At 75.1% G+C, this 9,190-nt stretch carries 9 protein-coding genes; 4 read left to right on the top strand and 5 right to left on the bottom strand.

What is annotated here, in order from left to right:
• The first annotated feature begins 146 nt into the window (after positions 1-146).
• The gene (locus tag ACFRMQ_RS33025) at positions 147-926 is read left to right on the top strand and encodes an SGNH/GDSL hydrolase family protein (protein WP_380734427.1); all 780 of its coding nucleotides are present in this window, start codon (positions 147-149) and stop codon (positions 924-926) included.
• Here the strand turns inward: ACFRMQ_RS33025 and ACFRMQ_RS33020 are convergent.
• The gene (locus tag ACFRMQ_RS33020; RefSeq protein WP_380734426.1) at positions 923-1,591 is read right to left on the bottom strand and encodes a GNAT family N-acetyltransferase; all 669 of its coding nucleotides are present in this window, start codon (positions 1,589-1,591) and stop codon (positions 923-925) included. The two genes, ACFRMQ_RS33025 and ACFRMQ_RS33020, sit on opposite strands and share 4 nt — an antisense overlap.
• A gap of 128 nt (positions 1,592-1,719) precedes the next feature.
• On the opposite strand from ACFRMQ_RS33020, the gene ACFRMQ_RS33015 reads away from it, so the two are divergent.
• Positions 1,720-2,628: a pentapeptide repeat-containing protein gene (locus ACFRMQ_RS33015; RefSeq protein ID WP_380734425.1), complete on the top strand. Its 909-nt coding sequence runs from the start codon at positions 1,720-1,722 to the stop codon at positions 2,626-2,628.
• A 10-nt stretch (positions 2,629-2,638) separates the two neighbouring features.
• Here the strand turns inward: ACFRMQ_RS33015 and ACFRMQ_RS33010 are convergent, their stop codons facing one another.
• From ACFRMQ_RS33010 to ACFRMQ_RS32995, 4 genes are all read right to left on the bottom strand, one after another.
• Complete coding sequence (locus ACFRMQ_RS33010; RefSeq protein WP_380734424.1) at positions 2,639-3,205, bottom strand: DinB family protein; 567 nt, start codon at positions 3,203-3,205, stop codon at positions 2,639-2,641.
• Between the two features lie 85 nt (positions 3,206-3,290).
• The gene (locus tag ACFRMQ_RS33005) at positions 3,291-4,025 is read right to left on the bottom strand and encodes a tyrosine-protein phosphatase (protein WP_380734423.1); all 735 of its coding nucleotides are present in this window, start codon (positions 4,023-4,025) and stop codon (positions 3,291-3,293) included.
• A 10-nt stretch (positions 4,026-4,035) separates the two neighbouring features.
• Positions 4,036-4,677 carry a TetR/AcrR family transcriptional regulator gene (locus ACFRMQ_RS33000; protein ID WP_380734422.1) on the bottom strand — a complete coding sequence of 214 codons (642 nt, stop codon included), beginning with the start codon at positions 4,675-4,677 and terminating at the stop codon, positions 4,036-4,038.
• Positions 4,678-4,755: 78 nt separating this feature from the next.
• Positions 4,756-5,667 carry an aminoglycoside phosphotransferase family protein gene (locus ACFRMQ_RS32995; RefSeq protein ID WP_380734421.1) on the bottom strand — a complete coding sequence of 304 codons (912 nt, stop codon included), beginning with the start codon at positions 5,665-5,667 and terminating at the stop codon, positions 4,756-4,758.
• Between the two features lie 86 nt (positions 5,668-5,753).
• Between ACFRMQ_RS32995 and ACFRMQ_RS32990 the strand changes: the two genes are divergently transcribed.
• Together ACFRMQ_RS32990 and ACFRMQ_RS32985 are read left to right on the top strand one after the other, a co-directional pair.
• Positions 5,754-6,329, top strand: coding sequence for a hypothetical protein (locus tag ACFRMQ_RS32990; RefSeq protein ID WP_380734420.1), 576 nt, complete (start codon positions 5,754-5,756; stop codon positions 6,327-6,329).
• Positions 6,330-6,624: 295 nt separating this feature from the next.
• Positions 6,625-9,132: a Tex family protein gene (locus ACFRMQ_RS32985; RefSeq protein WP_380734419.1), complete on the top strand. Its 2,508-nt coding sequence runs from the start codon at positions 6,625-6,627 to the stop codon at positions 9,130-9,132.
• The last annotated feature ends 58 nt before the right edge of the window (positions 9,133-9,190 follow it).

Genomic DNA, 9,190 nt, shown 5'->3' with positions numbered 1-9,190 from the left:
CCGGGGCCCTCACGGCGATCGGACCGGGGCGCGTGGCGCCCAGCACATGGGCCTCCGGGGGTGTGGCGAAGGGGCGCGGCGGCCCGGCCGGCGCACACGTACGATCGTCGGATTCCGGAGCCATCGCAGGAGAGCGGAGACCGCCCGTGCCCACCACCGAGCGCAGCTACGCCAGCTACGTCGCCGTCGGGGACTCCTTCACCGAGGGCATGTGCGACGACCTGCTGCCCGACGGCCACTACCGGGGCTGGGCGGACCGGGTGGCCGACGCGCTGGCCGGGCAGGCCGACGACTTCCGGTACGCCAACCTCGCCGTCCGCGGCAAGCTCATCGGCCAGATCCACGACGAGCAGCTCGCCACCGCCACCGCGATGGGCGCCGAACTGGTCACCCTGGCCGGCGGCCTCAACGACGTGCTGCGCCCCGGCTGCGACGTCGACCGGGTCGAGCGCCTGCTCGGCCACTGCGCCACCACCCTGCGCGCCACCGGCGCCACCGTCGTGCTGTTCACCAGCACCGACCCCACCCGCAGGATGGCGGGCAGCGCCCGGCTGCTGCCCGCGATCCTGCGGCTGAAGGCCTTCGTCCAGGAGCTGGGCCGGCAGGACGGCTTCGCGGTGGTCGACCTGTTCTCCGCGCCCTGCTTCGACGACCGCCGGCTCTGGGCCGAGGACCGCCTGCACCTCTCGCCCGAGGGCCACCGCCGGGTCGCCGAGGGCGTGCTGGAGGCGCTCGGCCGCCCCGCCGGCTTCGACTGGCGCGCCCCGCTCCCCGCCGCCGCCCCGGCCGGCCGCGCCGAGAAGCTGCGCGACGACGCCCGCTGGCTGGGCACCCACGTCGGCCCCTGGATCGGCCGCCGCCTCACCGGCCGCTCCTCGGGCGACGGCCGCCCGGCGAAGCGGCCGGACCTGCTGCCGTACGCCTAGGCCTCCGCCCAGCCCTCCGCCCTCGCCGGCTCCAGGACCGCGCTCGCCATCGGGGCGTGGGTGGTCCAGCCGAGCGCCGTGTAGAGCGCCCGGCCCTCCGGGGTGCCGACCAGGACGCCGGTGCGCGCGCCCCGCTCGTGCGCGGCGGACAGGAGCGCGCGCATCACCAGGGCGCCCAGACCCCGGCGGCGGTGCTCCGGGGCGGTGGTGATCTGGTCCGGTACGGCCGCCGGGCCGGCCAGGCCGGCCTGGCCGCGGGCGGCGAGGTGTCCGGCCTCGGTGCGCACCAGCGCCCGGAGGACGCCGCCCCGCTCCCAGGTGGTCAGGGTGTAGCCGGCCGGGACCTCGGGCCGCTCGGGGGTGAGCGGGGCGGTCATCAGGAAGCCCGGCGCGTCCAGGCGCCACCGCTCGTCGAGCCACGGGCGCACGGTCGCGTCGTCGGCGAACAGCTTCAGCCAGGTGGTCGGCGCGGTGGTGGTCCCGGCGAGCTCGCGGACCTCGGCCTCGGTCGGTTCCGGCAGCACGTGCCGGCCCACCTCGCCGACCGGCGCGCCGACGTCGATGCTCCAGCCCCAGGGCCGGTCCACCGGCTCGGCGGAGCCGCGCGAGACGGCCCAGCCCGAGATCCACGTCCGGACCAGCGCCCTGATGTCCGGGTCCCGCATGTGCCCACCCCCATCCGTAATGGTCTCTAATGCCTTGCATAACTTACCGGCGTCGGGGGTCGTCCGCCCAGTAGGATTTCCGGGTTCACGGCGCCACCCGGCGCCCGCTTGCTGGAAGGACCCCGGACGTGCGCGAGACCGAGTCGCCGCAGAACCCCACGGCGGCCGCGCCGACCCCGCTCGAGTCCGACTGCGGCAGCTGCTTCGGGCTCTGCTGCGCCGCCCTGCCGTTCGTCGCCGGCACCGACTTCGCCGAGAACAAGCGGGCCGGCAGCCCCTGCCACAACCTCCAGGCCGACTTCGGCTGCGGCATCCACGCGCAGCTGCGCGAGCGGGGCTTCCGGGGCTGCACCGTCTACGACTGCTTCGGCGCCGGGCAGCGGATCTCCCAGGTGACCTTCGGCGGCCGCAGCTGGCGCGAGGAGCCGGACAGCGCCAAGGCGATGTTCGACGTCTTCCCGGTCGTGCGGCAGCTGCACGAACTGCTCCGCTACCTCACCGAGGCGCTCACCTTCACCGCCGCCGGGCCCGTCCACGACGAACTGCGGCAGGCGCTGGCGGAGACCGACCGGCTGGCCGGCGGCACCCCCGAGGAGGTCCTCGCCCTCGACGTCCCGGCCCACCGGCAGCGGGTCAGCGAGCTGCTGCTGCGGGCCGGCGAACTGGTCCGCGCCGCCGTCCCGCACCGCCGCGAGCACCGGGGCGCCGACCTCTTCGGCGCCCGGCTGCGCGGCGCCGACCTGCACGGGGCCAACCTGCGCGGCGCCCTGCTCGTCGCGGCCGACCTCTCCGGCGCGGACCTGCGCCTCGCCGACCTGGTCGGCGCCGACCTGCGGGACGCCCGGGTGGCCGGCGCGGACCTCAGCACGGCGCTCTTCCTCACCCAGGCCCAGCTGGACGCGGCCCGTGGCGACGCCACCACCCGCATCCCGTCCGGCCTGACCCGCCCCGCCCACTGGCCCGAGGTCGCCCCGGCCCCGGCGGCCGGCCCCGGCCCCGGGTCCCGGTCCCGCTCGGGCAAGGGGCGCCGCCGCTGATCCCGGGCTGTTACTGCCCCACCCGGCCGTCCACGCACTCGCGCAGCAGGTCGGCGTGGCCGCAGTGACGGGCGTACTCCTCGACCCGGTGCACCTGGAGCTCCCGGATCGAGACCGCGTTCTTGCCGACCCGCTCGCCCAGGTCCTGGTGCCTGGCCAACTCGGCGTCCAGCGCCGCTTGTTCGCGCTCCAGGTCGCGGAACGCCCGGTCCACCGCGGCCTGGTCGCCGACGGTCTCGTCGAAGTCCGCGTCCCGCTTGCCGTAGATCTTGGGCAGCGGCTCGCCGTCGGTGATCCAGTTCCGCCAGTCCCGTTCCACCTCGGCCAGGTGCCGCACCGGTCCGAGCAGGGACATCGTCGACGGCGGCACCGAGCGGCGGGCCGGCTGCTCCGCGTCCAGGCCTTCGCACTTCATCCGCAGGGTCAGCCGGTAGTTCGTCAGGAAGTCCTGGAGGGTGGCGAGTTCGCCGTCCGGACTCGGGCCCTCGCTGTTGCGGGGATCGTCGGCCGGGTCAATCCACATGTCGGGGTAGACGGTCGCCTGGGTCCAGCGTTCGGGTTCGGTCATGCCGGGCATGATCGCGGGTAACGGCCCCGGCCCGCCGGCGAATTGTCACTCGCCTGGGCCGTGCGGCGGCGTGGGGCGGCGGTGACGCGCTCGCTCAGTCGGCCAGCAGCCGGCCGCGCAGCGCGTCGAGCTGTTCGCGGTCGATGCCGAGGGTGCCGGTGAGGTAGGCCTCGACGGAGCCGTGCCGGGCGGTGAGGTCGGCGAGCGCGAGCCGGATGACGGTCTCCGGGGCGCGGCCGTAGCCGGGCCAGCGCAGTTCGCGGCCGGGGTGGGCGGCGTGCCAGTCGGCGACGAGGTGCGGGGTGGCGAGTTCGGTGAGGGCGAAGTCGGCGGCGATGTCGTCCTCGGAGACGCCGAGCGCGGTGAGCAGCAGGGCGGCGACCAGGCCGGTGCGGTCCTTGCCGGAGGCGCAGTGGAAGACCACCGGGGCCTCGGCGGCGGTGATCACGTCCAGGGCCCGGCGGATCTCCTTCACCCCGTCCTCGGCGACCTCGGCGAACCGGTCGGCGAGGTAGCGCCAGGGGTCGAGTTCCGGGTCGATCTCGGCCTGGTCGTACGGGCGGTGCTCGATCGAGAGGTTGTGGTACTCCAGGCCCTCGGCGTCGGGCACCCGGCCCTTGGCGGCGATCTCCCAGTCGTAGCGCAGGTCGATCACGGTCCGCACGCCGAGCGACCGCAGTTTCTCCAGGTCGCCGGGGGAGGAGAGCTTGCCGAGCGAGTCGGAGCGGTACAGCAGGCCCCACCGGACGGTCCGTCCGCCGGAGGCCCGGTAGCCGCCCAGGTCGCGGAAGTTGTGCAGGGCCTCGAACCCGATGTGGCGCGTCGTCATGCGCGGCACTCTAACCGTCGGCGGCGCCGGCGTACCCGTGGGCGAGCAGGTCGAAGGCGCGCTCGGCGTCGGCGGCGGCCTCGGGGTGGAGGTCGTCGGCGGTGCGGCCGCCCTCGCCGATGCGGCGCCAGTTGTGCAGGGCCAGGACCCGCTGGGTGGCGGTGACCTGGGCGGCGAGCAGGGCGGCGGTGAGGTCCCGGGGCGCGGGCAGGCCGGGGGCCTCGCGCAGTGCCTCGGTGAGGGACTGTTCGGCGCGGGCGACGTAGGCGCCGACCCGGGCGGCCAGGCTGGGGGTGCCGTGGACCAGGGCAGTGAAGGCCAGTACCCGGGGGTGGTCGTTGAGGCCGGTGACCGGGTCGCGCCGGGCGAGGCCGTCGAGGAAGTCCCGGCGCAGGGCGTCGAGCACCGATTCGTCGGGGCCCCGGCCGCGGACCACGTCCGCCGACTGCTCCTGGTGGTCGGCGAAGCGGTGGACGACCAGGTCTTCCTTGCTGGGGAAGTAGGAGAACAGCGTCGGTTTGGAGACTTCGGCCGCCGTCGCCACGTCCGCCACCGACACCCGGTCGAAGCCGTGCTCCAGGAACAGTCCGATGGCCGCCTCGGAGATGGCCCGCCGGGTCCGCTCCTTCTTGCGCTCCCGCAGTCCGCTCATGCGGGTCAGGCTAGCAGCCGGGTTGACCGGGGAAGATTGCTGACCCGGTATGAAAATCTCGGGGGAGTCTCGGGGGAGTCACCGGCCGGCCGGCGCACCGCGGTCGGCGAGCACCTCGCGGACCACGCGGCGGGCGTTCGCGGTCCGCGCCTGGTCGGTGTGGCGGTAGTACGGGATCGTCACCAGGGCGATGGAGAAGGCCCAGGCGCGGCCTCGGGCCCACATCGCCTCGTCCGCGCCCAGGGCGGCGCGGAAGGCGGGGCGGGCCGTGGCGGGCAGCAGGTTCCAGGCGGGGATCAGGTCGGCGGTCGGGTCGCCGACGCCCATCTGGGCGAAGTCGAGGACGGCGGCCAGCCGGCCGGTGCGGGAGAGCAGCAGGTTGCCCGGGGTGAGGTCGCCGTGCAACCAGACCGGCGGGCCGTCGTACTCGGGCAGCCGAAGGGCCCTCTCCCACAGGGCGGTCGCGGCCGTCGCGTCGAGCTGGCCGGAGAGCTGGGCGATGGCCGTGCGGGTGGCGCCGTCCCGGGCGGCGAGCGGGGCGCTGCGCTGGGTGGCCGGGGCGCCGGCCGGATCGGCGGCGCGCAGCGCGTTGAGGAAGCCGGCCAGGTCCCGGGCCAGCGCCTCGGGCGCGGCCAGTGAGCCGGCCACCGGGTTGCTGCCGTCCAGCCAGCGCAGCACCGACCACTCCCACGGGTAGCCGCCGGCGGGCCGGCCGACCGCCAGTGGCGCCGGGACGGGCAGCGGCAGCCGAGGCGCCAGCCGGGACAGCCACTGCTGCTCCCGTCGGAGGCCGGCCGCCGCCCACTCCACCCGGGGCAGCCGGACGGCGAGTTCGGGCCCGAGGCGGAACATCGCGTTGTCCGTCCCCGCGGTGGACACCGGGGTGACCGGGAGGCGCTCCCACTGCGGGAACTGGGCGGAGATCAGCCGCCGCACCAGGGCCGCGCCGACCACCGGTCCGTCGGGGAGCGTCCGGGTGGCAGCGCACATGCCCGGCAGCGTACTCCGCCGGTCGTCCCGGTTCAGCCGGATCACCGAACTGCTCCGTGGTCCGGCGGACTTGTAGGCTGCCGGGCATGGTGGACGACCGGCGGACAGCGGGAGAGCGCCGGGCCCTGCGCGCGGCCCTGGCCGCGCTGGCCCTGCTCGCCCTGCTGGGCGCGGCCGGGCGGTACGGCCGGCGCCCGGGCGGCCTGCTGGTGCTGCGCGAGTGGTTCGACCGGCCGCTGCCGCTGTTCACCGCGGCGCTGCCGTTGCTGCTGGTGGTGCTGTACTGCGTCACCTGGCGGGCCTGGATCCGGGTGGTCCTGGGCGCCGGCGTGCTGCTGACGGCCGCGGCGACGGTGCCGCTGTGGGTCTTCCTGGACTCCGCGAAGGTCACCGGGACGCAACGGGCACCGGCCCGTCCGGACCGGCGGATCGTCCGGCAGGAGCAGCTCGGGATGCTCGCGTCCGCCCGGTGGGTCTTCGTCGACCAGGGCACCGGACTGACCACCCGCCGCTGGCAGATCGCTTACGCGTCCTACGAGTACGAGGACTCCATCGACGTCGTCTGGGCCGGCCCGGACCGGCTCGCGCTGACCACCGGCGGCCGGACCACGGTGATCGACCTCGCGGCCGACGGCCGGCCCAGCGGCTCGCTCACACTGTGACCCGCACCCGATGGTGCCGCCCTTGCCGAAGCGCGGCACGTCGGCGGTCAGCGCCACCGCGCACAGCAGCCGCTCCAACTCGGCGGCGGCATCCGGAGTGTCCATGCCCGGCGGCCCGGGAATCCCCGACTGGGCCCTGTTCAAGCTCCGGTGGGGCGCTGTCCGGACTCCTTCGCGGTCGTGCGGAACGCCGCGCCACGCCCGGCCGCCCCGGGTGCGGCCGGGGGCCGCCGTCGGCACCTGCCAGAATGCAGGGCGTACGGCGCAAGCACTGAAGGAGAAGGTGACCGGCTTCGTGACCACGCCAGTCGAACAGGTGGCCCGGCAGGCCCAGCAGGCGATCGAGCGCAAGATCGCCGAGGAACTGGGCGTCCGCGAGGGGCAGGTGAACGCGGCCGTCGACCTGCTCGACGGCGGTGCGACCGTCCCCTTCGTGGCCCGCTACCGCAAGGAGGTCACCGGTTCCCTCGACGACGCCCAGCTGCGCACCCTGGAGGAGCGGCTGCGCTACCTGCGCGAGCTGGAGGACCGCCGGGCGGCGGTCCTGGAGTCGATCGAGGCCCAGGGCAAGCTGGACGACGCGCTGCGCGCCCGGGTGCTCGCCGCGGACTCCAAGGCCCGCCTGGAGGACATCTACCTGCCGTTCAAGCCGAAGCGGCGCACCAAGGCCCAGATCGCCCGCGAGGCCGGGTTGGAGCCGCTGGCCGACACCCTGCTCGCCGACCCGTCCCAGGACCCGGCCGAGCTCGCGGCCCGGTACCTGAACGAGTCGGTGGCCGACCAGGGCGCCGCCCTGGAGGGCGCCCGGGCGATCCTGGTGGAGCGCTTCGGCGAGGACGCCGACCTGGTCGGCTCGCTGCGCGAGCGGATGTGGGTCCGCGGCCGGCTGGTCGCCACCGTCCGCGACGGCAAGGAGGGCGACGGCGCCAAGTTCGCCGACTACTTCGACTTCGCCGAGCCGTACACCAAGCTCCCCTCGCACCGCATCCTGGCGATGCTGCGCGGCGAGAAGGAGGAGGTGCTGGACCTCGAACTCTCCCCGTACGACGGCGAGTCCGAGGGTGACCTGCCCGGGGAGAACGACTACGAGCAGCGGATCGCCGCCCGCTTCGGCATCGCCGACCACGGCCGCCCGGCCGACAAGTGGCTCGGCGACACCGTGCGCTGGGCCTGGCGCACCCGCGTCCTGGTGCGGCTCGGCATCGACCTGCGGTCGCGGCTGCGCGCCGAGGCGGAGGAGGAGGCGGTGCGGGTCTTCGCCGCCAACCTGCGCGACCTGCTGCTCGCCGCCCCGGCCGGCACCCGCGCCACCATGGGCCTGGACCCGGGCTTCCGCACCGGGGTGAAGGTCGCCGTGGTGGACGCGACCGGCAAGGTCGTCGCGTACGAGACGATCTACCCGCACCAGCCCGCCAACAAGTGGGACGCCTCGATCGCCACCCTGGCCGCGCTGGCGAAGAAGCACGACGTCGACCTGGTCGCGATCGGCAACGGCACCGCCTCCCGGGAGACCGACAAGCTCGCCGAGGACCTGCTCAAGCGCCACCCCGAGCTGAAGCTCACCAAGGCGGTGGTCAGCGAGGCCGGCGCCTCGGTCTACTCGGCCTCCGCGTTCGCCTCGCAGGAGCTGCCCGATCTGGACGTGTCGATCCGCGGCGCGGTCTCGATCGCCCGCCGGCTCCAGGACCCGCTGGCCGAGCTGGTCAAGATCGACCCCAAGTCGATCGGCGTCGGCCAGTACCAGCACGACCTCAGCGTGGTGTTGCTCTCCCGTTCGCTGGACGCCGTGGTCGAGGACTGCGTCAACGCCGTCGGCGTGGACGTCAACACCGCCTCGGCGCCGCTGCTCACCCGGGTCTCCGGGATCACCGGCACGCTGGCCGACAACATCGTCGCCCACCGCGACGCCAACGGCCCGTTCCGCACCCGCAAGCAGCTCAAGGACGTCTCCCGGCTCGGCCCCAAGGCCTTCGAGCAGTGCGCGGGCTTCCTGCGCATCCCGGGTGGCGAGGACCCGCTGGACGGCTCCAGCGTGCACCCCGAGGCCTACCCGGTGGTGCGCCGCATCCTGGCCGCGACCGGCGGGGAACTGCGCGAGCTGATCGGCAACGGCGACCGGCTGCGCGCGCTGCGCCCGGCGGACTTCGCCGACGACAAGTTCGGTGTCCCGACCGTCACCGACATCCTCGGCGAGCTGGACAAGCCCGGCCGGGACCCGCGCCCGGCGTTCCGGACCGCGACCTTCAAGGAGGGCGTCGACAAGATCGGCGACCTGGAGGTCGGCATGGTGCTGGAGGGCGTGGTCACCAACGTCGCCGCCTTCGGCGCCTTCGTGGACGTGGGCGTCCACCAGGACGGGCTGGTGCACGTCTCGGCGCTGTCGCGGAACTTCGTCAAGGACCCGCGCGAGGTGGTCAAGCCCGGTGACATCGTCAAGGTCCGGGTGCTCACGGTGGACGTGCCGCGCAAGCGGATCGGGCTGACCCTGCGGCTGGACGACGAGGTCGGACGCGAGCGCGGCGGCGATCGGGGCGATCGGGGCGACCGGGGCGCCGACCGGGGCGAGCGCGGTGACCGGCAGGCCCGTCCGCCGCGTCAGGAGCGCCGAGGCGGTGGCCAGGGTGGTGGTCAGGGCGGCCGCGGTGGCCAGGACCGGCGCGGTGGCGGTGACCGGGGTGGTGACCGGGGCGGCTTCGGCGGCGGTGCGCCGGCCAACAGCGCCATGGCGGACGCGCTGCGCCGCGCGGGCCTGGCCGGTGGCGGCGACGGCGGCTCCGGCGACCGGCGCTCCGGGCGGCGCTGAGCCGGTACGGGACTGAGCCGGTGCCGGACTGAGCCGGTACGCGACGACGGCCGGCGGG

The organism is Kitasatospora sp. NPDC056783, from assembly GCF_042789895.1.
In the GTDB taxonomy this organism is placed as follows: Bacteria; Actinomycetota; Actinomycetes; order Streptomycetales; family Streptomycetaceae; genus Kitasatospora.
The sequence above is the reverse complement of the archived record's forward strand: the minus strand, read 5'-3'. Positions and strand labels throughout refer to the sequence as shown.